Below are 23,259 nucleotides of genomic sequence, written 5' to 3' on the forward strand. Positions count from 1 at the left end.
GTCCTGGAGGGGGATGTTTGATGTGCGGTAGTGGGTCGTTCGCGATCGCCGCCGCGCTTTGCCAATGAGAGGTTGGGGGCACGGGGTTGCTACTTCGTTGCGGCCACCGCCGCCGCCGCAGCAGGCTGAAGCAGCGGTCCGATGCGCACGGCGATCTCCTTGAGCTTCGGCACCGCTTTCAACAGATCCTCAAGACTGGAACGCGCTGTGGGCGAATGAACGGCCAGCGCCGCGAGCACGCGGCCATCCTCGACGTTGCGCACCGGCACGGCGACCGCCACCATCCCGCGCACGAACTCTTCGTTGTCGACGCCGATGCCGCGCATGGCGAGGCGGTCGAGTTCCGCTTCCAGCAGATCGATATCGGTCAGGGTGCGATACGTCATCGATTTGAGCGGCAAACGCCGGATGACGAGTCCGCGCTCGGCCGAGCTCATCTGCGAAAGAAACAGCTTGCCGCTGGCGGTGCAATGCAACGGGACGCGCGTGCCCGGTTGCATATGCAGACGCAAGGGTTCACTCGTCTCGACACGCTCGACGTACAGCACGGTATCGCCGTCGAGTACGGTGAGATTGCAGGTCTCGCCGAGCGACTCCACGAGCGTGCGCAGCAACGAGCGGCACGCACGCGTAAACGTGCTGTTAGCGAGCGTGGTCAGGGCGAGCTGCGCGGCGCGTGGCCCGAGTGCAATCGCGCGATCGGCGCCGCGCGAATCCGGCATGTGCGTGACGTAACCGCGTGCTTCGAGCGACTCGATCAGGCGCATCAGGGTCGCCTTCGGAATCTGCAGACGTGAGGACAACTGGGAGAGCGAGGACGGTTGTCCGGCGGACGCAAGTTGCTCCAGCACGCTGAGCGCGCGCAGGACGCGGGTGTCGTCGGCGGGTTCGTGAGCGGGTGAGGGGAGATGCGTGGTGTCTCTCATTGTCCTTCCCGAAGCAGATGACGATAAATGCAGCCCGAACGGATCAGTGACAACCCGGATGAACGCGCGCGGACAGATTGAAAAGTGAAACGAAAAAGTCGGTTTTCGTACCGGATTATTCAATCGTAACCGGATTTGCTTGAAGTCGAAACTGCCATCCAATAAATTGGGACGAAATGATCCGGTTTTAAAAACAAAGGCAGCAGCACGGAGACATCAATGGTACGGAGTTTCGACTACGTGGTCGTCGGCGCGGGATCGGCCGGCTGTGTACTGGCCAACCGCCTCTCCGAGAATGGCCGCTACTCGGTATGCCTGCTCGAAGCCGGGCCGCCCGACCGCTTTCTGTGGATCCATATCCCAATCGGCTACGGCAAAACGATGTTTCATCCGGTCTACAACTGGGGCTTCTACACCGACCCGGATCCGAACATGCATGACCGCAAGCTTTACTGGCCGCGCGGGCGCACGCTGGGTGGCTCCAGTTCCATCAACGGGCTGATCTACATTCGCGGTCAGAAAGAGGATTACGACCACTGGGCCGCACTCGGCAATCGCGGCTGGAGCTGGAAGGATTGCCTGCCATACTTCCGGCGGCTCGAACACAACGAACTGGGTGAGTCGCCGACACGTGGCGTGGACGGTCCGTTGTGGGCCTCCACGATCAAGCAGCGCCACGAACTCGTGGACGCGTTCATCGCGGCGTCAAATCGCCTGGGCGTCCCAACGGTCGACGACTTCAATCAGGGTGATCAGGAAGGCGTCGGCTACTATCAGCTGACCACTCGACGTGGCTGGCGGTGTTCGACGGCCGTCGCTTACCTCAAGCCCGCGCGTAGCCGTCCGAATCTGCTGATCGAGACCAACGCGCTGGCGTCGAAGATCCTCTTCGAAGGCACCCGTGCTACGGGTGTTCGCTATGTGCAGCACGGCAAGGTTCACGAAGTGCGTGCGCACCGCGAGGTGGTGCTGACCGCAGGCGCGCTGCAGTCGCCGCAATTGCTGCAGGTGTCGGGCGTTGGGCCGGCAAAATTGCTCAATGAGCTCGGTATTCCGGTGGTCGCCAATCGAGCCGGTGTCGGCGAAAACCTGCAGGACCACCTGCAAGTTCGTCTGACCTATGAAGTGACCCGGCCGATTACAACAAACGACCTGCTGCACTCCTGGACGGGCCGCGCGAAGATGGGGCTGCAATGGGCGTTATTTCGCGAAGGGCCATTGTCTGTCGGCATCAATCAGGGCGGCATGTTCTGCCGCGCGTTGCCGGACGAGGCGAAAACGCCCGACATCCAGTTCCACTTCTCCACGCTCTCAGCCGACACCGCGGGCGGCGACGTCCACGCATTTCCAGGCTGCACCTATTCGATCTGCCAATTGCGGCCGGAGTCGCGCGGAAGCGTGCGGATCCGCACGAGCGACATGCGTGACGCCCCGTCGATCCAGCCGAACTATCTGGCAACCGATCTCGACCGCCGCACGACGGTCGCGGGTGTGCGTTTCGCACGCCGCGTCGCCGCCATGGAGCCGATGGCATCGCTGATGAAACGCGAAGTGCGGCCCGGCCGGGAAGCGCAAAGCGACGACGAGTTGCTGCATTTTTGCCGCGAATACGGTCAGACGATTTTTCATCCGTCGGGTACCGTGAAGATGGGTGTCGCGAGCGATCCGGGCGCGGTGGTCGACGAACGATTGCGCGTGTATGGCACGCAAGGCTTGCGGGTGGTCGATTGTTCGATCATGCCGACGCTGGTCTCCGGCAATACCAACGTACCGATCGTGATGGTCGCCGAGAAGGCGTCCAGCATGATTCTCGAGGATGCCCGCGCCGGCGACCTTCCGGCTGGGCAAGTGCAACCGCGGAGCATGGAAGCGCAATACTGAAGCAACAACAGAAACAACGAAGCGAAGTGGCCACAAGAAGCAGAACGATCGCTACCTGACTCGCTGCATCCGAAGTCGATAAAAGCAGCGTGCAGGCGGCGGAATTCGTGCCCCAGGAGGAGACAGACGGGGGCCCAAATGTGCTGCGTTGCCGGGACGGCACGCGGCCATCCATTGGAGGAGGCGCTATGGCAATCGATAAGCGGGTTATCCGCCGCGTTGCATTCGCGAGCGTGATCGGCGCGACGGTCGAATGGTATGACTTTTTTCTGTACGGCGTCGTCGCGGGCATTGTGTTCAACAAGCTTTACTTTCCCGCTCACGATCCGCTCGTCTCGACGATGCTGGCCTACGGCACGTTCGCCGTCGGCTTCATCACGCGGCCGCTCGGCGGCGTGATTTTCGGTCACTTCGGCGACAAGGTCGGACGCAAGTCCGCATTGATCTGCACGTTGATCATCATGGGGGTTTCGACGGCAGGGGTTGCCTTCGTGCCGACCTTCGATCAGATCGGCATCTGGGCGCCGATTCTGTTGCTCTTCCTGCGCGTGTTGCAGGGCATCGGGCTCGGGGGCGAGTGGGGCGGCGCGGTGCTGATGGCCTATGAATATGCGCCGCCGAACCGGCGTGGTCTGTACGCGAGCTTGCCGCAGATCGGTTTGTCGATCGGCTTGTGCCTCGCGTCGGGAATCGTCGCGGGCATTTCCAGGTTGCTGCCGGAAGCGGCGTTTCTGTCGTGGGGCTGGCGGGTTGCGTTCGGCGCTTCGTTGCTGCTTGTGGTGCTCGGCCTCTACATCCGTCTCAAGGTGATGGAGACGCCCGAGTTTCTCGCGCTCAAGCGCAACCGCCGCGACGTGAAAATCCCCTTCGTCGATATGATCACGCGCTACCGTAGTTCGGTGCTGCTCGGCATGGGCGCGCGCTGGATCGACGGGGTGTTCTTCAACATCTTCGCGGTGTTCATGATCGGCTACCTCACGCAGCGTCTTTCGATGAGCCGCACTGAAGCGCTCACCGGCGTGATGATCGCGGCCATGGTGATGTGCTTCTTCATCCCCTTCTTCGGCAGGATGTCGGACCTGATGGGACGTGCGCGCGTGTATCGCTGGGGTTCGCTGATCTGCGGCGCCTCGGTGCTGCCGGCGTTCTGGCTGATGGAGACACAGTCCGGCAATACGTTGGCCGTGTGGCTCGGCGTGGTGATTCCGTTCGGCATCTTCTATGCGATGGTCTACGGTCCGGAAGCCGCGCTCTTTGCCGAGCTGTTCGATCCGGAGGTGCGCTATACCGGCATCTCGTTCGTGTATCAGTTCTCGGGCATCTTCGCGAGCGGCCTCACGCCGATCATCGCGACGGCGCTGCTGCGTCTCGACGGCGGCAAGCCTTGGTATGTGTGCGGCTACGTGATTCTGTCCGCGCTGCTCTCAGCGTGGGCGGCGCGAGCGATGGAGCGGCGCACGAAACCCTTTGACGAGATGGCGACCGTGCGTTGATGGCGCGGCCTGCCGGGTTGATGTGGGCGAGGTGCTGCCCAGGACGTGGGATTCTGTTTATAATAAAAACGGAACAAAATGTACCGAAAATTAACATGATCCGGCGGCGCCGAGCAAACGTCCCCGCAGCGGAGAGGAGAATGAAGTGACTGATTTCGTGACTGGCAAACCCGACAGAATGGTCGCGGTACGAACCGTTTTCGGCATCGATTCGAGCCTGATGGTGCCCGCTTTCAGCGAACGCGACGACCACGTGCCGGAGATCGACGAGGTCTACCGCTTCAATCCGGAAGTGACGCTGGCGATTCTGGCCGGCTTCAGCCGCGATCGCCGGGTGATGGTGCAGGGCTTGCACGGCACCGGGAAGTCGACGCACGTCGAACAGGTTGCGGCCCGTCTCAACTGGCCGTGCGTGCGTGTCAATCTCGATGGCCATATCAGCCGCCTCGATCTGGTCGGTAAAGACGCGATCGTGGTGCGCGACGATCTGCAGGTCACCGAGTTTCAGGAGGGGATCGTGCCATGGGCCTTGCAGCGCCCGGTCGCCCTGATCTTCGACGAATACGATGCGGGGCGCCCGGACGTGATGTTCGTGATCCAGCGCATTCTCGAGCGCGACGGCAAGTTCACGTTGCTCGACCAGAATCGCGTGATTCATCCGCATCCGTATTTCCGCATGTTCGCCACCACCAATACGGTAGGACTGGGCAATCTGAACGGTTTGTATCACGGCACGCAGGTGCTGAATCACGCGCAGATGGATCGCTGGAACGTGGTGGCCACGCTCAACTATCTGCCGCGCGCGGAAGAGGCCGGCATCGTGCTTGCACGGGTACCGGAGCTTGCTGACGAGGCGGGACGTGCGCTGATCGAGTCGATGGTGAGCGTGGCGGAACTTACCCGCAAGGGCTTTGCGAGTGGCGACCTGTCGACGCTGATGTCGCCGCGCACGGTGATCAACTGGGCGGAGAATTGCCAGATTTTCCGTGATCCCGCGATGGCGTTCCGCCTGACCTTCCTGAACAAGTGCGATGAAGCAGAGCGCTCGATCGTGGCCGAGTATTTCCAGCGCTGCTTCGGTATTGAACTCGAGGCCGCGGCCAAGGTTGAAGACCACGCAGCGGGCATCCGCTGATGACGTCTGACAGGCAAGCGACGTTGCGCGCGGAGCAACGCGAAGCCCTGTGCGCCGCGACCGTGCGTGCGCTCACAGGCGACGCCACGTTGCATTACCGCGAAGGCCGTTTGTGCCGCGACCTGCGGCCTTTGCCCTTGCACGCGCCGCATCTGCGCACCGATCCGCAGCAGGACGATTTCGCATCCCTGCGTGGCGCCGCCGACGGCGCTGCCTTGCGACTCATGCACTCCGATGCGGCGCTGCATAGCCGGCTATGTCCGACGGACCGTGTCGAGCGACTGGTATTCGAACTGCTCGAGCAACTGCGTTGCGAGACGCAGACGCCGCCTGGCATGCCGGGCCTGGTGCAGAATCTGCGCGATCGTTTCGAGGCCTGGTCGCTGGCTTTCTATCGCTCCGGGCTCGCCGAAGACCACCTCGGCGTCCTCCTGTACACCGTCGCGCAGATTGCGTGGTCGCGCCTGACGGGCTGGCCCGTGCTCGAACAAACCGAAGGCCTGATCGAAGCCACGCGCGCGGCGATCGTGCCGGTAGTGGGCGTCTCGCTGGCGGGTTTGCGCAGGCATCGACAGGAGCAGGGCGCGTTCGCTGTCCATGCGCTCGAACTGGCGAGGCTGGTGGGCGACATGATCCGAACCGCCCGCGCCGAGGCGCTGGACGATGCGCAAGATGACCAGCAGGAGAGCGACGACAAAGCCCCGCGCACAGCGTTTTCGCTCCGGTTCGACGTCGAGGACGACGAGTACAAGGACATGGCCGTTGCGCTCACCGGCAGAAGCCGCGTGCTCGAGGCCTCGGAGCAGGGTTATCGGGCCTATACCACACGCTACGACCGCGAGATTTCGCCAGGCACGCTGGTCCGTAAAGCTTTGCTTGGCGAGTTTCGCGAGCGGCTCGACGAACGCGTCGCTGCCCAGGGCATCAACGTGGCGCGGCTTGCGCACGCGTTGAAGGCGGCGCTGGCGATTCCGCAACGCGATGGCTGGTCGTTCGGTGAAGAGCATGGCCGTATCGACGGACGGCGTCTCGCCCAACTGGTTAGTTCTCCCGCTGAGCGGCGTCTGTTCCGGCTGGAACGAAACACGCTCGTGGCCGACTACGTAGTCGGCTTCCTGATCGACTGCTCGGGCTCGATGAAAGCGCATATCGAGCCGGTGGCGATCATGGTGGACATCCTCACGCGCGCGCTCGACCAGGCCGGTGTCACTACCGAGGTGCTGGGCTTCACCACAGGCGCCTGGAATGGCGGCCGCGCCCGGCTCGACTGGCTGGCGCAGGGCCGGCTGTCTCATCCGGGCCGGCTCAATGAACTGTCGCATCTGGTGTTCAAGAACGCCGACCAGAGCTGGCGACGCGCCCGCGCCGATATTGCCGCGCTCTTCAAGGCGGACCTGTTTCGCGAGGGCGTGGATGGCGAAGCGGTCGACTGGGCCTGTGCGCGTCTCGTCGCCCGTCCTGAGGCGCGACGGATTCTGATCGTAATCTCGGATGGCAGCCCGATGGATAGCGCGACGGGCCAGGCCAACGACGCCTTCTATCTCGACAACCATCTCAAGGCCGTCGTGGCGCGCCATGAGGCCACGCGCGATGTGGAGGTGCTGGGCCTGGGTGTCGGGCTGGATCTCAGTCCGTATTACCGCCGTTGTCTCGCGGTGGATCTTTCCGTGCCGCCCGACATGAAGCTGTTCGCGGAGATTGTGGGTTGGATCGGCGCACGCGGGCAGGGCGGCAGGCGGTAACCGCTCCCGCAGCCTGACCGCGCGTGGGTCACGACGCGAGCGGCGTGGTGTGTGCGTCCAGCGGTGTCTCTGCCGTTTGCGCCTGCACGGCAGTCACCGCGATCACGTAGTAGATATCGTCCGCGCTGCAGCCGCGCGAAAGATCGTTGGCCGGTTTTTTCAGGCCTTGCAGCAAGGGGCCGATTGCCTTCGCATCGCCGATCCGCTCAGCCAGCTTGTAGCCGATATTGCCGGCCTCGAGACTCGGGAAAATCAGCACGTTAGCGTGCCCTTGAACCTGCGAATGCTCGATCTTGCGCATGGCGATCTCGGAGACGAGTGCCGCGTCCAGTTGCACGTCGCCGTCGATCGCCAGATGCGGACGCTGTTCCCTCACCTGGCGCGTTGCTTCCACGACTTTGTCGACCGCCGCGTGCCGGGCACTGCCGCTGGTCGAGAATGACAGCATGGCCACGCGCGGCTCCTCCATCAGCAGGCTTTGCGCACTGTCGGCCGCCGCCATCGCGATCTGGGCCAGTTCGCCGGCGTCCGGGTCCACCACCAGTCCGCAGTCGGAGAAGATCAGGCCGCCTTTGAGCGTGTGGAAGGGCTCGCACAGCATCATCAGAAAGAAACTCGATACGAGCTTGAAGGACGGATGAATGCCAATGATCTGGATCGCTGTGCGGACCACGTCGGCGGTGGTGTGCACGGAGCCGGCCACCGAGCCGTCGGCGTGACCGAGCCGCACCATCAGGTTGGCAAAGCAGAGGGGATTGAGGATTTCCTGCCTGGCTTCGTCCGGCGTCATGCCTTTCTTGCTGCGCAGTGTGAAGAGCGCTTCGGCAAACGAAGGCGCGAGCGGCGAGGTCGCAGGATCCACCAGCTCCATGCTGGACAGTTCGATGTTTTGCTCTGCTGCGGCCGCGCGGATGCGCTCACTCGGACCTACCAACACGATGCGGGCGATGCCTTCACGCGTGGCGCGTTGCGCGGCCTCCAGTATGCGAGGATCTTCCGCTTCGCAGAGCACGATGCGTCTCAGCGAGGAGCGGGCGCGTTCGATGATGCGGTTGATGGCTTTCATGGCACAGGGCGGCAATCACGGTTGAAAAGAGGACGCAGCAAATGAAGGCGGCGGGAGACGCAACAGGCAGCCAACGAATGCGGCCGAAAACAAAGCGGCCAGAAATCAGGCCTGAAACAAAGAAGCCGGAAACGGCAGGGGATATCCCGTTTCCGGCCCGCCGGGCGCGAGGTGATGTGCTCCCCGCGCCCGGACCATCAGACAACGGATGGATCAGACATAGTCCTTATACTTGTCGAGCAGGCGCACCGGCTTGGCCAGCGCATCGCGGCGGAACGGATCGCCGAGTTCGCGGGTGCACATGATCTCGATGATGGTGGTCTTGCCGTGATTCATTTGCGCATCGATCGCACGCTTGAGCGCGGGGCCGACGTCCTCGAGCCGGTCCACCGTCACACCCTCGGCGCCCATCGCGCGAGCAATGCCCGCGAAGCTCTGGTTGTCGAGTTCACCGGCGACGAAGCGGCGGTTGTAGAAGTCGACCTGGTTTTTCTTCTCAGCGCCCCACTGCCGGTTGTGGAAGACCACCGCCGTGACCGGAATGTTGTGACGCACGCAGGTCATGGTTTCCATCAGGCTCATGCCCCACGCGCCGTCGCCGGCGTAAGAGACCGCGGGGCGATGCGGCGCCGCAACCTTGGCGCCGATGATGGTAGGGAACGCGTAGCCGCAATTGCCCCAGCTCATCGCGGCGAAGAAGCTGCGCGGCTTTTTGAAGCGCAGGTAGCTGTTGGCCACCGAGTTGATGTTGCCGATGTCGGTGGAGACCATCACGTCATCCGGCATCGCCTTTTCGAGCTCGCGCAAAACCTGTCGCGGGTGCAGATAGTTGCCGCCGCCGGGCGTGCGCTCGTCTTTCTGCTCCTCGATCATGTCCATGCTGTAGGGGTCGCGCTCGTGGGTCCAGCCGTCGAGTTCCTTCTCCCATGCTGCCTTCTCCGCGGCGATCTCGCCGGCGCGTTCTTCACGCGAGGCGTCGCAGACGAGCGTGCGGCCTTCGAGGCGCTGCGTCAGTGCAACCGCTGCGGCCTTGGCGTCGCCGCAGATGCCCACGGAAATCTTCTTCACCAGGCCAAGCATCTTGTGGTCGGCATCGATCTGGATGATCTTGGCGTTCTGCGGCCAGTAGTCCATGCCGTGTTGCGGCAGCGTGCCGAACGGTCCCAGACGCGAACCGAGCGCGATCACCACGTCGGCACGCTGGATCAGTTTCATCGCAGCCTTGGAGCCTTGATAGCCGAGCGGGCCGCACCACAGCGGGTGGTCGGCAGGGAACGAATCGTTGTGCAGGTAGCTGTTGACGACCGGGGCACCCAGACGTTCGGCGAGCGCCTTGCATTCCTCGATCGCATCGGCCATCACCACGCCGCCGCCGGAGATGATGACGGGGAACTTGGCCTGGGCGAGCAGTTCAGCCGCTTCGTTCAGGCGCTGATCGCCGCCGGGGCCGCGGTCGAGACGCTGCGGTTGCGGAATCTCGGCCTTGATCTGGCCGTAGAAATAATCGCGCGGAATGTTGAGCTGGGTCGGGCCCATCTCGGCCAGCGCGCGATCGAAGCAGCGGCCGGTGAATTCAGCCATGCGCGCGGGATGGGTGACGTGGCCCTGATACTTGGTGAATTCCTGGAACATGGGGAGTTGCTTCGCTTCCTGGAAGCCGCCCAGGCCGATGCCCATGGTGCCCGCCTCGGGCGTGATCATGACCACGGGGCTGTGCGCCCAATAGGCCGCGGCGATAGCTGTCACGCAATTGCTGATACCCGGGCCATTCTGGCCGATCACCACGCCATGGCGGCCTGATACACGAGCATAGCCGTCGGCCATGTGGCCGGCGCCTTGCTCGTGCACCACGGGAATGAGACGGATGCCGGCGGGCGCGAAGATGTCCATGGCGTCCATGAAGGCCGAACCCATGATGCCGAACATGTCGGTCACGCCGTTAGCGGCCAGGGTTTCGACGAAAGCTTCTGACGGGGTCATGGCCTGCGGGCCGCTGACGGGGGTGTGATCGCTCATGAGGGTTGTCTCCGATGTTTAATGAAACCGGAACAATTTGTTCCGAAAAGTGCTTATCTAAAATGTAGAGCATGCACCTATGATGGTCAATAGGTGATGAGAAATAAACGGTACAAGTTGTCTCGAAAATTGAAGAATGTGATGCAGGGCGGAATGCGTGGGGCGGCTCAATCCCACGGCAGCGAATAGGTCTTCACGTTGGTGAAGCTTTTCATCGCTTCCTGGACGCCTTCCTTGTAGCCAAGACCCGAATCCTTGATGCCGCCGAACGGCGTCAACTCGAGCCGGTAGCCGGGCACTTCGCGCACGTTCACGCTGCCCACCTGCAGCTCGGCGATGAAGCGCGTGATGTAATCGAGGCGATTCGTGCAAACCGAAGACGAGAGCCCGTAGTCGGTCGAATTGGAAATCCGGATCGCGTCGTCGATATCGCGAAAGCGGATCACTGGCGACACGGGTCCGAAGGTTTCGTATTTGACGAGCGGCATGTCAGGGGTGACGTGATCGACCACGGTGGGTGAATACAGCGCGCCGTCGCGGCGATTGCCCACCAGAAGCTTCGCGCCGCGGCTGATCGCATCGTTCACCTGAGCTTCGAAGAATTTCGCGGCGGCTTCGTCGATGACGGTGCCCATGTCGGTCGCCGGATCGGTGGGGTCTCCGTAACGTATGGCGCGGGTTTTCTCCACCAGCAGTTCGACGAAGCGGTCGGCCACCGCCTCGTGCACCAGAATGCGCTTGACCGCGGTACAACGCTGGCCGGAGTTCTTGTAGGAGCCGGAGACGGCGAGCGTGCTGGCTTCTTCCAGGTCGGCGTCTTCCATCACGATGATCGGATCGTTGCCGCCGAGTTCGAGCACCGCGCGTCGATAGCCCATCTTGCCGGCGATGTATTTACCGATCTGCACGCCGCCCGTGAAGGTGATCAGATCGACGTGCTCGTTCGTGATGAGTTCGTCGGCAATGTCTTTCGGGTCGCCGGTGATGACCTGCAGCATTTCTTGCGGCAGACCGGCCGCGTAAAAGATATCCGCGAGCAGGTACGTGGACAGCGGCACCTTCTCGGAGGGTTTAACGACGATGCGATTGTTGGTCGCGATGGAGGGCACGATTTTGTGCGCAACCTGATTCATCGGATGGTTGAACGGGGTGATCGCGGAGATGACGCCGAGCAGGGGATCGCGCTGGGTGTAGACGCGGCGCTTCTTGCCGTGTGGCGTGAGATCGCAGGAAAACACCTGGCCGTCGTCTTTGAGCGCCTCATTGGCGCCGAAGGTCATCACGTCCGCCACGCGGCCTGCCTCGTACAGCGAGTCTTTCTTGCACAGACCGGACTCGGCAGTGATCAGATCGGCGATTTCTTCAGTACGCCGGCGGACCCTATCCGCTGCGCGCAGCAGGATCTGTGAGCGCTCGTAGCGCGTCAGCCGCGCCCGATATTGGTGTGCCCAGGCAAAGGCGCGCCGTACGTCGGCCACCGTCGCCTTGGGCACCGTGCCGACCAGTTCACCGTTGTAGGGGTTAAAAACATCGATGATCTCCGCGCGCCGGATTGCTTCTCCGCCGATGCGCAGCGCTTCATGACGAACCTGCGGCGACGGCCAGACTTTCGCGATCGAATTCATACTGCGCTCCAGCGATAACAGACAGCTGAAGTATTGCGGAGGGCACCGTCATCGGAGTAGTGCCAGCCGCCGCCAATCGCTGAGTCCACGCCGGTCTTCTACCATCACACCCGGCCTTTCCACGGCACCAGCACGCGTTCGAGGTGGCGCATCAACAGGTCAAAGCACAGAGCAAAGAAGCCGATGACGATGATGCCCATGATCACCACGTCGCTGGCGAGAAACTCCGCGGCGTTGAGCACCATGAAGCCGAGACCGCTGGTCGACGCCACCATTTCCGCGGCGACAAGTGTCGTCCAGCCGACACCGATGCCGATCCGCATACCTGTGAAAATCTCCGGCAACGCGGATTTCAGAATCACATACAACACCACCTGCGTGCGCGAGGCGCCCATCGAATAGGCCGCATGAATCTGCTCGATCGACACGGACCGTACGCCTGATCGCGCGGCGATCGCGAGCGGCGCGAAGATGGCCAGGTAGATGAGAAAGACCTTGGAGAATTCGCCGATGCCGAACCAGATGATGATGAGCGGCAAATAGGCGAGCGGCGGAAGCGGCCGATAGAACTCGATAGGCGGATCGAAGATGCCGCGCGCAAAGCGTGAGACGCCCATCATCACGCCGATGGGAATCGCGGTCACGCAGGCTAGCGCGAAGGCGCCGAACACGCGCAGCAAGCTGATGCCGGTATGTTGCGCGAGCGTGGAGTTGGCGAAGCCTTCTGTCGCGACGTAGATGAACTTTGCGTACACCGCTTGCGGCGACGGCAGAAAGAGCGGCTTGATCCAATGCAGGTTAGTCGCGACAAACCACAGCCCGATGAACAGAGAGACCGTGATGAGGCTTGTGACGACGCTGCTGCCCTGGCCGGGCACGCCGAACGTGTCGCCAGGCCGTGCGGGTTTCTTGGCGAGCAGTCGTGGACGTCGACCGGGTGTGCGTGGAGGCTCCATCGGCGTGTCGGATCCGAGCGAGGCTTGCTGGCCGTGCGCCAGTGCATGAGCCCGTTTTGAACTAAACATGTGTCACCTCGGCTTCGGCGGCGTGCATTTTCTCGTCGCCGTAAATGATGCTGAGCACGCGTTCGCGCATTTCTATGAAATCGGGGCTCGACTTGATGGCGCGCGCGTCGCGCGTCTCCAGGAAGCGTCGATTGAAATCCAGTTCGTAGGTATGCGTGATGCGCCCAGGGCGCGGCGACATCACGATCAGGTGGCTGGCCAGAAAGAGCGCTTCCTCCACGCTGTGCGTGATGAAGAAGAACATCTTGCTGGTTTTCGTCCAGACGTCGAGCAGCAGCTCCTGGATGGTTTCGCGGGTCAGCGCGTCGAGCGCGGCCATCGGCTCGTCCATCAGCAGCATGGCGGGGTCGCAGGTCAGCGCGCGGGCGATGCCCACACGCTGCTGCATCCCGCCGGAAAGCTGATAGATCATGTGCTTGTGAAAGTCCTGCAAGCCGACCAGCGCGAGATTGCGCGCGGCGATGTCGCGCCGCTGCGCTTTCGGCACGCCCTGAAGCTTCAAGCCGAACTCGGCGTTGTCGATCACGTTGAGCCACGGCAACAGGGCATGCTTCTGGAACACGACGCCACGGTCGGCACCCGGTCCGGCGATCGGCGAACCGCCGAGCAGCAACTCGCCGCTGGTCGGCGCAATGAAGCCCGCCATCAGCGAGAGCAGGGTGGTCTTGCCACAACCCGATGCACCGAGCGCGACGACGAAGTCGCCCGAGTTGATCGTCAGATTGATGTTGTCGAGCGCGTGCACGGTCTGGCCGGCCTTGCGCCCCGGAAAGACCACGCTCACATTCTTGACTCTCATGCTTTCCATGTTGCCTCCTGATTCGACGGAACCGGCCTACGTCATTTGAGTTTCATTGCCGCTTCGGCGTAAGCCGGGGTCACGAACTTCGAGTAATCGGGCAACACCGCGCTGATCTGTTTCTGATCCTTCAGGAAGTTCGCCGTGTCCTTCAGCGCGAAGGTGGCGCGGCCGGCACTGCCGCCGCCCAGCCATTGCGATGAGGCCTGCTCCTGGAGCGTCGGGAACGCATAGAGCGAGAGCGATTCCGGCACGTCGGCCGGCGAGCCGCCGATCATCTTGGCGATGGCCGTAGCCTGCGGCGAAGTCGCATTCCATTGCGCCGTGTTCTTGCGGTATTGATCGTCGGCGTCGGCGATGGCTTTCACGAGTTTTGCCATGAAGTCCTTATGCGCCTGGCCCCATTGGCGGTCGACAGCAATGCCGTCGAAGGTCGGTTTGCCGAGCTTCGACAGGTCGCCGGACGTAATCAGGACCTTGCCGTTCTTCTTCAATTGCGCGAGCGCCGGGTCCCACACGTAGGCGGCGTCGATATCGCCGCGCTCCCACGCTGCGACCAGCTGGTTCGGCTGCATGTTGAGGATATTCACCTCGGACGGATTGATGCCCCAATGCTGCAGCGCGAACATGGTGTGATAGTGCGTCGTCGATACGAACGGCACGCCGATCGTCTTGCCCTTCAGATCGGCCGGTTTGGTGATGCCGGAGCCGTTGCGGACGACCATCGCCTCGGCCTGGTTGATGTTGTCCAGAATCCAGAAGAGCTGCAGGTCGAGGCCTTGGCTGACTGCGGCGGCGAGCGGGCTCGAACCGATCACGCCGACCTTCACGTCGCCCGACGCCATGGCGGTCGCGACCTTCGCGCCGGATTCGAACTGGCGCCAGTTGATCTTGTAGCCCGTGTCCTTCTCGATGGAGCCGCTCGCGATCGCGACGACCCATGGGTCGACGATCTGTTGATAGGCTATCGTGACCTCCTTGTCCTGCGCGTGACTGGCTGGCGCCACCACGCAGGCGAGTGCTGCGAATGCCGCTACCGTCATGCGGCGCGTCAGATGGCCGAACCAGCGGGACAGCTTTTGGGGGTTGTCGCTTTTCATCGTAGGTCTCCAGAATGGCCGTGCAGGCACGCGAGTACACGTGAATCCAACCTTCGCCGACGGGGGCTTGTCCCAATCGCCGGCAATGGGGTGATGCGAGTATCGTCAGTAAAAAATGTTGCGGGTTAGGGCCAGACGTGGCTGATCGTTGAGTCCACACCCTTGCACCAGAGTGGGCCGTTGCGCCGATCTCGCCGGCAGCCGCCCGGGCTGGTGGCTCACGCTTTTTTGCGCGTTCACAATGCCGGTGTCCGCCTTTGCGCGGGCGGGCTCCGCCTATAAAAATCAGGAGAAAGCATGGCAAGTCGCACCTCGGTGGCCCTATGGACCCAGCGGTTCCAGCGCTCACCCGAGTCGAACATGAGCCTCCAGGGTCAGATTCGCCAGATGCTGGTGGCCGCGATTCTGGACGGCCAACTGCTGCCGAATCACGCGCTGCCGTCCAGCCGGGAGCTGGCCGATCAATTGAGCGTTGCGCGCAATACGGTCGTGCTGGCTTACCAGCAACTGGTTGAGGAGGGCTATCTGCTTTCGCGTGAGCGCAGCGGGCATTTCGTCAACCCGGCCATCCTCGAGGGGCGGCACGAATTTGCGCCGCTGCAGACGGTCCCCGGACAGGCGGCCAATGAGGCGCTCGCGCGGCCGGATTGGGATCAGCGCGTCAGAAGACGGCCGTCCTCGCAGCGCAATATCGTCAAGCCGGGAAACTGGCTGAGCTACGAATACCCCTTTATCTACGGACAGTTCGACCAGTCGCTGTTTCCGACTAACGACTGGCGCGAATGCTGCATGAAAGCGCTGTCGGTGATGGAGATTCGCAATTGGGCACCGGATCTGATCGAGCGCGACGACGAGTCGCTGATCCAGCAGATCCGCACACGAGTGCTGCCGCGGCGCGGCGTGTTTGCGATGCCCGACGAAATCGTCGTGACGATCGGCTGCCAGCAGGCGCTCTATCTGATCGCGGATCTGCTCGCGAGCGAGCGCACCACGATCGGCTTCGAAAACCCCGGCTATCCGGATGCCCGCAATATCTTCGAGAACCGCAATGCGCGGCTGCAGCCGCTGCCTGTGGATAGCGGTGGCGTGCGCCCGGTCGAGGACGCCGATCTGCTCGCGCAATGCGACTACGTCTATGTGACGCCGAGTCATCAGTGCCCGACCACGGCCACCATGCCCATCGAGCGCCGTCATGCGCTATTGGAGCAGGCGCAGGCCCATGACTTCGTCTTGATCGAGGACGACTACGAGAGTGAAAACAATTTCTCAGGCACACCGCATCCGGCATTGAAGAGCCTGGATACCGCAGACCGGGTGATCTATATCGGCAGTCTGTCGAAGACGTTTGCGCCCGGGCTGCGGCTGGGTTATATCGTCGGGCCGCGTGAACTGGTCCGCGAATTGCGCGCGCTGCGGCGCCTGATGGTGCGGCACCCGGCGGCCTATATTCAACGCGCCTTTGCCACCTTTCTGGCGCTCGGGCACCACGATGCGCTGCTGCGGCGGCTCGCTCACGCCTATCGGGAACGCGCGCAGGCGCTGATGACGGCGCTCGACACGCACCTTCCCGAAGCGCGTTATCTGCCGGTCGGCGGTGGCGCGTCGTGCTGGGTCGAAGGGCCGCCGTGGCTCGATGCGACACAGCTCGCCGCGGATGCGCAGGCACACGGCATCCTGATCGAGTTGGGGCGGGTTTTCTTCATGACGGGACTGGAGCAAAACCACTGCTTCCGGATGGGCTTTTCGGCTATCAAGCTCGAAAAGATCGACGAGGGCGTGCGCCTGCTCGCGGAGCTTGTGCGCGCGCAGCAGCCCGAGGAATAGACGGGCGGCGCGCTAGAACGTTTTAGCGAGCTGCTGAGCGGCTTCCTGCAGGCGCGGGACGAACTCCAGGGCGCGCGACAGCGGCGCCCTCGAAACCGGCGCATGAACGGCAATCGCTGCGATGCAGGTATTGTTCTCATCCATCACCGGCGCGGCCACACACGCGATACCGGCGACAAATTCCTCATTGTCGATGGCGATGCGCTTGTGCGCGGTGCGGTCGAGTTCCGCTTCGAGCAGTTCGGGGTCGGTGATGGTATTCGGCGTGAAGCGTTCGAGCTTCAGCGTGCGCACGAGGGCGCTGCGTTGTTCGCGCGGCAGCATGGCCAGCAGCAGCTTGCCGCTCGCGCTGCAATGCGCCGGTACGTGCGAGCCGGGCTTGAGATCGAGCCGCAACGGCCAGGGCGCTTCGAGCCGGTCGAGGTAGAGCACCTCGGTTTCGTGCAGCATCGTAAGGTTGCAGGTCTCGCCGAGATCGGCCACCAGATTCGACAGGATCGCATGCCGCAACCGGCGGGCACCCGAGTGCATCATGACGCCAAGACCGAGTTGCGCGAGACGCGGCCCGATCACGTAGGCATTCTTCTGACCGGGTTCGCGGATCACGAGACCACCGGCTTCGAGCGAAGCCAGCATGCGATGCAGCGAAGCCTTGGGTAGATCGACGTCCTGAGCAATGTCGGCTAGCGACACCGGACCTTCGGCGCGGACGAGATGTTCCAGCAGGGCGAACGCGCGCAGGGTGGGAGTATCCGCTTTAGTCATGGTGCCGTTCCGGAAAATGGATCGGCGTCATTGTACCGTGTGCCTTTGTCGGCCAAGGTTTTCGCAGGATTGGGGCAGATCCGGCGTGTAATTCCAGCGCAGATCATCCCGTTTTTCGGAATGCGCTGCGGCGCGCTATTTCGGCGCTACTGCCGGAATGTCTTGGCGGTTTCCTCCGCGGCCAGCCGCAGATCGGGCAGGAAGGCCAGCAGATCGTCGAGTACCACCCGCCCGACGGGCGCCTGGACGGCGATGGCCGCGCACGCGCGATTGCGATCCAGCATGACCGGCACCGCGATCGCGATGAGCCCCTGCAAATGTTCCTGATTGTTGATCGCGAGCTGGCGCCGCCGCGTGATGGTCAACTCCTTGCGTAGCTCGCCGCGATCCGTAATCGTCCGCTCGGAATAGGCGCGCAGCGGCAAGGTTTCGATCACCCGTTCGCGCCGGTCTTTGGGAAGAAAGCTGAGCAACAGCTTGCCGCTTGCCGAACAGTGCAGCGGCACGTGCGAGCCGGGTTGAAGGTGCATGCGCAGCGGCCACTCCGTTTCCACCCGGTCCACATAGACCACGTCGTTGCCGGCCAGCATCGTCAGATTGCAAGTCTCGCCGATTTTGGCCACCAGTTGTTCAAGCAGCACATGGCGGGCAGCGGCCGGGCCCGCATGCATCAGCACATTGACCGCCAGCATGCGTACGCGCGGCGAGCACTCATACAGCCGGTCGCCGGCGCTGCGCGTGACCAGCCACGCATCCATCAACTGCACCAGAATGCGATGCACGGTCTGCTTGGGCAGTTCGAGGGCATGGACGAGATCCGTCATGGAAAGCGGGCCGCTTGCCTCAGCCAGGGTTTCGAGTACGCGAAATGCGCGCACGGCTGCCGCATTCGATTGATTCGAAGTCGCCACGCTGTCTCCTCAATGTCGTAGTTATAAGTTGGATTGTGCATCGGTCTGTTTAGTTTTCGGGACTATGGAAAGTCCCGAATTTCGCACTTTTCGATTCTGGCCCGCTTAGCGCAAGGGATAGTTCAAAAAACGGGACTCCGAAGCAGGTACGGCTCACTAGATTGGTACCAACGCCAATTTTTTCAGTCCGGAGTGAACCGTATGAACGTTAGGGCCACAGAAGCGGAAGCTGCGCACGCTGCTACACACCGCGAAGTCGAGCGCGTCGTCGCGTTACTGGTCGGGCGTGCGCGCGCCGCACAGCGCGAATTCGAGGTCGCGGGGCAGGACGTGCTCGATGCCGCCGCCGCTGCTGCCGCGTGGGCGATTATGGAGCCCGCCCGCAACCGACGGCTTGCCGAGCTGGCGGTGCGCGACACCGGTCTCGGCAACGCGGACGACAAGTTCCGCAAGAACTATCGCAAGACGCTCGGGCTGTTGCGCGATTTGCGCGGGCAGAAGACCACGGGGGTGATCGCGCGTCATGAAGCCACCGGCATCGTCGAGATCGCGCGGGCGGTCGGCGTGGTGGCGGCGATCACACCGTCCACCAATCCGGCGGCCACGCCAATCAACAAGATCGTCAACGCGCTCAAATGCGGCAATGCGGTCATCGTGGCGCCTTCTCCGAAGGGCTATTCGTCGTGCGCGCTGCTGATCGAATTCATTCACGCGCAATTCGCCAGAGTCGGGCTCGCGGCCGACCTTGTCCAGATGTTGCCGGCACCGATCAGCAAGGCGGCCACCGCTGAACTGATGCGGCAGTGCGATCTGGTCGTGGCGACCGGCTCGCAGGCGAATGTGCGGATGGCCTACGCCAGCGGAACGCCTGCGTTCGGCGTGGGCGCAGGGAACGTTGCGTCGATCGTCACGGCGTCTGCCGATTTGCACGATGCGGCGCACAAGATCGCGCGCTCGAAAACGTTCGACAACGCTACGAGTTGTTCATCCGAAAACAGCGTCGTGATCGAAGACGCGGTGTACGCAGACATGCTGGCCGAACTGACTGCCTGCGGCGGCGTGATGCTCGACGCCGCGCAAAAGGCGCAATTGCAGGCCGCCTTGTGGTCGAACGGCAAGCTGGCGGCACATTGCACCGCGCGCTCGGCCACGGCGATTGCACGCGCGGCGGGACTCGACGACATCGCCGCACGCGAGCCCGCGTTTCTGATGGTGGAGGAGACCGGCTTCGGCGCTGATTACCCCTTCTCGGGCGAGAAGCTTGCGCCGGTGCTGACCGTTTATCGCGCCGAGACCTTCGACGCCGCTGCGGACATCGTGAGCGGCATCTACAGCTACATGGGTGCGGGACACTCGGTCGGCCTGCACTCCAGCGACGCGGGCCAGGCGGAGCTGCTCGGTTCAACGTTGCCGGTTGCGCGCGTGATCGTGAATCAGGCGCATTGCCTTGCTACCGGCGGCAACTTCGATAACGGCTTGCCATTCTCGCTGTCGATGGGATGCGGAACGTGGGGCCGCAACAATTTCTCGAGCAACCTCAACTTTCAGCATTACTTGAACATCACGCGTGTGGCCTACCCGATCGAAGAGCGTGTCCCCGAACTGGACGACGTACTCGGGGATTTCTTCGTGAGGTATGGCAAATGACGACGCCTCACACTATCCGTGCGCTGATCGACGCGCGTGCTGCGCAGTATCCCGACAAGCCATTCCTGCTGGCCGCGCCTGAATGTGCTGAAGACGGCGGCGCGGCGCTGCGTCCCGACGTGCTGACCTTTGCGGAACTGCGCGACGACTGCCGCGCCCTCGAGACGGTTTTTCACGAAGCAGGCTTGCAGGCCGGCGATGTCGTGTCGGTCTTCATGGGCAACGGCATCCATACGGCAAGGCTGCTGCTCGCGGCGATGTACAGCGGGCTCGTCGCCAATCCGCTCAATCTCTTGTGTCAGCCGTCGCAGTTGCGCTACATCGTGGAGCATTCGGACACGCGCATGGTTTTCGTTTCCAGCGAGACGCACGCGGCGATGTCGAGCGCGATTGCGGAGTTGCGCGAGCAGGGATTGACCCGCGACATCGCGTTGTTGCAGACGTCGCCCGATGCCGATGGTGCACCGGTGCCGACCTCCGTCGAACCCGTGCTGGCGGAAGCGGCAGTGTCTTTGGATGTGCACGCAAAACCGGCTCAGCGTGCGTCACGTGCGACATACGAGGCACAGGCGAAACATATAGACATCTGGGATACCGAAACGACCGCAAACGGCGAACCGGCTGCGAGCGACGTAGCACTACTGATGTACACGTCCGGCACCACAGGCGCCCCAAAGGGTGTTCTGCTGGACCAGCGAAACCTGCTAGCCAATGCGCGCAACATCTCGCGCGAACATCGGCTCGGCACCGGTGACCGGGTCTTCGCCGCGTTGCCGCTTTATCACATCAATGGTCTCGTCGTGACGCTGCTTGCGCCGCTTTTTCATGGCGGGTCGGTGGTCATGGCGCCGCGATTTTCCGCGCGCACTTACTGGCGCGATGTCGCGCGCCACGGTTGCACATGGATCAACGTGGTGCCGACGATCGTCGCCTATCTGCTCAACAACGACGAACCGTGCACGGCCGATCTGTCCGCGCTGAGATTTTGCCGCAGTGCGTCGGCGGCGCTGCCGGTCGAGCATCACCGCGCGTTCGAGGCGCGTTTCGGAATCGGCATCATCGAAACGATGGGCATGACCGAAACCGCTGCCCCCATGTTCAGCAATCCATACGACCCGGCAAGCCGGAGAATCGGCAGCATCGGTCTGCCGTCAGGCGGCGAAGCGAAGGTGATCGACCGTGACGGCCGCGAATGCGCGCCCGACGAATGCGGCGAACTGGTGTTGCGTGGCGAACAGGTCATGCGCGGCTATTACAAGCGCGCGGGAGAAACGCGTGCGGCCTTTACCGCCGATGGCTGGCTGCGCACCGGCGACCTCGGCTATCGCGACAGCGACGGTTATTTCTACATCAACGGCCGTGCAAAGGAATTGATCATCAAGGGCGGCGAAAACATCGCCCCGCGCGAGATCGATGAAGCGTTGCTCAAACACCCCGGTGTGCTGGATGCGGCGGTGGTGGGCGTGCCGGATTCCGCTTACGGCCAGGAGATCGTCGCCTTCATCGTGCCTCGCATTTCAGAGGGGGCGGGCGCGCTCGATATCGCGGATCTGCGTGAGCACTGTCTACGCGAACTGGGCCGCTACAAGACGCCGAAGGAGTTTCGCTTCATCGCGGAACTGCCTCGTGGACCGTCGGGCAAGGTGCAGCGCCTGAAGCTCGTGCCCACCTGACGGCACATGTATCGGCATGCGCAGCGGCATGCCCGGAGCGCGCCAGCAAGCAGAGGAGGGCGCGAGTCGAGGCGCACGCGACGCGACGCAGTACGACGTACAGATCGAGCGATCACAGACGCCCCCGGCGTCACATAAGAGACACAGGAGACAGCATGCAAACGCACAAGCGGCGTGTGAAGACGCGCCACATCATCCTGGCCGTCATGTGCCTGATGTATTTCATCTCGTACATCGACCGTGTGAATATTGCCGTGGCCGGTCCTATCATCCGGCATGAAATGGGTCTGACGACGGTCCAACTCGGCCTCGTGTTTTCCGCTTTCGCTTATCCATACGCGTTCATGCAGGTCATCGGCGGCTGGCTGTCGGACAAGTACGGGCCGAAGCTGGTGTTGACGGTGCTGTCGCTGATCTGGGGGGCGGCGACGCTCGCTACCGGCTTCGCCGGCAGTGTGGCAATGCTCGTCGCGTTGCGCTTCGCGTTGGGCATCGGCGAGGGCGGCGCGTTTCCGACGGCGACGCGTGCCTTTACCTACTGGATGCCGGTGGCGGAGCGGGGTTTCGCTCAAGGTATTACCCATAGCTTTGCCCGCCTCGGCGGCGCGGTCACGCCGCCGCTCGTGCTCGCGGTGGTCGTGGCGGGCGGCTGGCGCGACGCATTCATTCTGCTCGGCGTGGCGAGTCTCGCGTGGACGGTGCTGTACCTCTGCGTCTTTACGAACTCACCGGAGCAGAACCGGCGTGTGACGCCTGAGGAAACGGCCGAGATCGGCTATCGCGCGGGCGACTGCGAACGCGCCAAGCGTGCGGCCACGCCGTGGCGCAAGCTGATCCGTCGTATGTGGCTCGTCACGTTCGTCGACTTCTGCTACGGCTGGCTGCTGTGGGTGTATCTGACCTGGTTGCCTTCGTATTTGAAGGAAGCCCGCGGCTTCGATCTCAAGCAACTGGCGCTGTTCACGGCGCTGCCGCTGCTCGCGGGCGTGATCGGCGATACGCTGGGCGGCGTCGTTTCGGACCGGCTTTACAAGCGCACCGGCCGGCTGCGCTTTGCGCGCTGCGCCGTGCTGGTGGTGGGCATGGGCGGCTCGCTCGTGTTTCTGCTGCCGATGGTGTCTGCGACCAATCCGCTGATGGCGGTGCTGTACCTGTCGGCGTCGTTCTTCTTTCTTGAGATCACGAATCCGGTGTTGTGGACTTTGCCGCTTGACATCGGCGGTCGCTACGCGGGCACGGCGGGCGGAATGATGAATACGGGCTTCGGCGTCGCCGGCATGATCTCGCCCGTCGTGTTCGGCTATCTGATTGAGACGACGGGCAGTTATAACGTGCCGTTCACGATTTCGGCATGCTTGCTCGGGGTGGGGATCGTGGCGGCGTTTTTCATCGATCCGGCGAGGACCGTCGAGGCCGACGAGGAGCGCGAGCGGCTCGAAGGCCGGCCGCTGGACAGCATGCCCGCGTTTCTCCAGGCGGGCGCCGCGGTGCGGTTGGAGCGGCATCATCTGCGCCGTCCGCTGCGCTGGTGGAGATAGGGTGTTCAGGTGAATGGGCGGACGGCAGACGGCTCCGCCCATGGCATGCCGCGGCTCGCGCATAAATAGGCGGCTCCGTCTCCTTGCTGTGCC

At 62.9% G+C, this 23,259-nt stretch carries 17 protein-coding genes; 8 read left to right on the forward strand and 9 right to left on the reverse strand.

The annotated features are described in order from the left end of the window. Nucleotides 1-89: 89 nt before the first annotated feature. The gene (locus tag KHO30_RS26170; protein WP_211702767.1) at nucleotides 90-926 is read right to left on the reverse strand and encodes an IclR family transcriptional regulator; all 837 of its coding nucleotides are present in this window, start codon (nucleotides 924-926) and stop codon (nucleotides 90-92) included. A 219-nt stretch (nucleotides 927-1,145) separates the two neighbouring features. On the opposite strand from KHO30_RS26170, the gene KHO30_RS26175 reads away from it, so the two are divergent. The 4 genes from KHO30_RS26175 to KHO30_RS26190 all read left to right on the forward strand — a co-directional run bounded on the left by KHO30_RS26175 (nucleotide 1,146) and on the right by KHO30_RS26190 (nucleotide 7,177). Then, entirely contained in the window at nucleotides 1,146-2,807 is a 1,662-nt protein-coding gene (locus KHO30_RS26175; RefSeq protein WP_211702768.1) for a GMC family oxidoreductase, read from the forward strand. A 188-nt stretch (nucleotides 2,808-2,995) separates the two neighbouring features. Then, nucleotides 2,996-4,300: an MFS transporter gene (locus tag KHO30_RS26180; RefSeq protein ID WP_211702769.1), complete on the forward strand. Its 1,305-nt coding sequence runs from the start codon at nucleotides 2,996-2,998 to the stop codon at nucleotides 4,298-4,300. A gap of 145 nt (nucleotides 4,301-4,445) precedes the next feature. Then, nucleotides 4,446-5,435, forward strand: coding sequence for an AAA family ATPase (locus tag KHO30_RS26185; protein WP_211702770.1), 990 nt, complete (start codon nucleotides 4,446-4,448; stop codon nucleotides 5,433-5,435). Next, nucleotides 5,435-7,177, forward strand: coding sequence for a cobaltochelatase CobT-related protein (locus KHO30_RS26190; RefSeq protein WP_211702771.1), 1,743 nt, complete (start codon nucleotides 5,435-5,437; stop codon nucleotides 7,175-7,177). Before KHO30_RS26185 ends, KHO30_RS26190 begins: the two co-directional genes overlap by 1 nt. Before the next feature lie 28 nt (nucleotides 7,178-7,205). Here the strand turns inward: KHO30_RS26190 and pta are convergent, their stop codons facing one another. The 6 genes from pta to tauA all read right to left on the reverse strand — a co-directional run bounded on the left by pta (nucleotide 7,206) and on the right by tauA (nucleotide 14,751). Beyond that, nucleotides 7,206-8,243, reverse strand: coding sequence for a phosphate acetyltransferase (gene pta, locus KHO30_RS26195; protein ID WP_211702772.1), 1,038 nt, complete (start codon nucleotides 8,241-8,243; stop codon nucleotides 7,206-7,208). Nucleotides 8,244-8,456: 213 nt separating this feature from the next. Continuing rightward, on the reverse strand, nucleotides 8,457-10,259 hold the full coding sequence (xsc, locus tag KHO30_RS26200) for a sulfoacetaldehyde acetyltransferase (RefSeq protein WP_200651297.1): 1,803 nt from the start codon (nucleotides 10,257-10,259) through the stop codon (nucleotides 8,457-8,459). 167 nt (nucleotides 10,260-10,426) lie between these two features. After that, a complete protein-coding gene (gene phnY, locus KHO30_RS26205; protein WP_211702773.1) occupies nucleotides 10,427-11,884 on the reverse strand; it encodes a phosphonoacetaldehyde dehydrogenase in 1,458 nt (485 codons plus the stop codon). A 104-nt stretch (nucleotides 11,885-11,988) separates the two neighbouring features. Then, entirely contained in the window at nucleotides 11,989-12,909 is a 921-nt protein-coding gene (locus KHO30_RS26210) for an ABC transporter permease subunit (protein ID WP_200619660.1), read from the reverse strand. Next, entirely contained in the window at nucleotides 12,902-13,717 is an 816-nt protein-coding gene (locus tag KHO30_RS26215) for a taurine ABC transporter ATP-binding protein (protein WP_093632851.1), read from the reverse strand. Before KHO30_RS26215 ends, KHO30_RS26210 begins: the two co-directional genes overlap by 8 nt. Nucleotides 13,718-13,749: 32 nt before the next feature. Next, on the reverse strand, nucleotides 13,750-14,751 hold the full coding sequence (tauA, locus tag KHO30_RS26220; RefSeq protein ID WP_244864144.1) for a taurine ABC transporter substrate-binding protein: 1,002 nt from the start codon (nucleotides 14,749-14,751) through the stop codon (nucleotides 13,750-13,752). 354 nt (nucleotides 14,752-15,105) lie between these two features. On the opposite strand from tauA, the gene pdxR reads away from it, so the two are divergent. Continuing rightward, complete coding sequence (gene pdxR, locus KHO30_RS26225; RefSeq protein ID WP_211702775.1) at nucleotides 15,106-16,632, forward strand: MocR-like pyridoxine biosynthesis transcription factor PdxR; 1,527 nt, start codon at nucleotides 15,106-15,108, stop codon at nucleotides 16,630-16,632. A gap of 12 nt (nucleotides 16,633-16,644) precedes the next feature. Here the strand turns inward: pdxR and KHO30_RS26230 are convergent, their stop codons facing one another. Beyond that, on the reverse strand, nucleotides 16,645-17,397 hold the full coding sequence (locus KHO30_RS26230) for an IclR family transcriptional regulator (protein WP_074288001.1): 753 nt from the start codon (nucleotides 17,395-17,397) through the stop codon (nucleotides 16,645-16,647). A 146-nt stretch (nucleotides 17,398-17,543) separates the two neighbouring features. After that, a complete protein-coding gene (locus tag KHO30_RS26235; RefSeq protein ID WP_097393753.1) occupies nucleotides 17,544-18,308 on the reverse strand; it encodes an IclR family transcriptional regulator in 765 nt (254 codons plus the stop codon). Nucleotides 18,309-18,509: 201 nt separating this feature from the next. Between KHO30_RS26235 and sauS the strand changes: the two genes are divergently transcribed. The 3 genes from sauS (at nucleotide 18,510) to KHO30_RS26250 (ending at nucleotide 23,166) form a co-directional block, all read left to right on the forward strand. Further along, entirely contained in the window at nucleotides 18,510-19,955 is a 1,446-nt protein-coding gene (gene sauS / locus KHO30_RS26240; protein WP_211702776.1) for an acylating sulfoacetaldehyde dehydrogenase, read from the forward strand. Next, nucleotides 19,952-21,628, forward strand: a complete 1,677-nt coding sequence (locus KHO30_RS26245) for an AMP-binding protein (RefSeq protein ID WP_211702777.1) — start codon at nucleotides 19,952-19,954, stop codon at nucleotides 21,626-21,628. The genes sauS and KHO30_RS26245 overlap by 4 nt, the downstream gene beginning before the upstream one ends. A 155-nt stretch (nucleotides 21,629-21,783) precedes the next feature. Continuing rightward, entirely contained in the window at nucleotides 21,784-23,166 is a 1,383-nt protein-coding gene (locus KHO30_RS26250; protein ID WP_200619655.1) for an MFS transporter, read from the forward strand. The last annotated feature ends 93 nt before the right edge of the window (nucleotides 23,167-23,259 follow it).

It is taken from the genome of Paraburkholderia aspalathi (genome assembly GCF_905220735.1).
Lineage (GTDB): Bacteria > Pseudomonadota > Gammaproteobacteria > Burkholderiales > Burkholderiaceae > Paraburkholderia > Paraburkholderia aspalathi.

What these genes read in the sequence shown, in the direction of transcription:
- KHO30_RS26190 (WP_211702771.1), top strand. Translation starts at nt 5,435, where the DNA reads ATGACGTCTGACAGGCAAGCGACGTTGCGCGCGGAGCAACGCGAAGCC.
- KHO30_RS26170 (WP_211702767.1), bottom strand. Translation starts at nt 926, where the DNA reads ATGAGAGACACCACGCATCTCCCCTCACCCGCTCACGAACCCGCCGAC.
- xsc (WP_200651297.1), bottom strand. Translation starts at nt 10,259, where the DNA reads ATGAGCGATCACACCCCCGTCAGCGGCCCGCAGGCCATGACCCCGTCA.
- tauA (WP_244864144.1), bottom strand. Translation starts at nt 14,751, where the DNA reads ATGACGGTAGCGGCATTCGCAGCACTCGCCTGCGTGGTGGCGCCAGCC.
- pdxR (WP_211702775.1), top strand. Translation starts at nt 15,106, where the DNA reads ATGGCAAGTCGCACCTCGGTGGCCCTATGGACCCAGCGGTTCCAGCGC.
- KHO30_RS26180 (WP_211702769.1), top strand. Translation starts at nt 2,996, where the DNA reads ATGGCAATCGATAAGCGGGTTATCCGCCGCGTTGCATTCGCGAGCGTG.
- KHO30_RS26245 (WP_211702777.1), top strand. Translation starts at nt 19,952, where the DNA reads ATGACGACGCCTCACACTATCCGTGCGCTGATCGACGCGCGTGCTGCG.
- phnY (WP_211702773.1), bottom strand. Translation starts at nt 11,884, where the DNA reads ATGAATTCGATCGCGAAAGTCTGGCCGTCGCCGCAGGTTCGTCATGAA.
- KHO30_RS26215 (WP_093632851.1), bottom strand. Translation starts at nt 13,717, where the DNA reads ATGGAAAGCATGAGAGTCAAGAATGTGAGCGTGGTCTTTCCGGGGCGC.
- pta (WP_211702772.1), bottom strand. Translation starts at nt 8,243, where the DNA reads ATGAAAGCCATCAACCGCATCATCGAACGCGCCCGCTCCTCGCTGAGA.
- KHO30_RS26175 (WP_211702768.1), top strand. Translation starts at nt 1,146, where the DNA reads ATGGTACGGAGTTTCGACTACGTGGTCGTCGGCGCGGGATCGGCCGGC.
- KHO30_RS26210 (WP_200619660.1), bottom strand. Translation starts at nt 12,909, where the DNA reads ATGTTTAGTTCAAAACGGGCTCATGCACTGGCGCACGGCCAGCAAGCC.
- KHO30_RS26250 (WP_200619655.1), top strand. Translation starts at nt 21,784, where the DNA reads ATGCAAACGCACAAGCGGCGTGTGAAGACGCGCCACATCATCCTGGCC.
- KHO30_RS26230 (WP_074288001.1), bottom strand. Translation starts at nt 17,397, where the DNA reads ATGACTAAAGCGGATACTCCCACCCTGCGCGCGTTCGCCCTGCTGGAA.
- sauS (WP_211702776.1), top strand. Translation starts at nt 18,510, where the DNA reads ATGAACGTTAGGGCCACAGAAGCGGAAGCTGCGCACGCTGCTACACAC.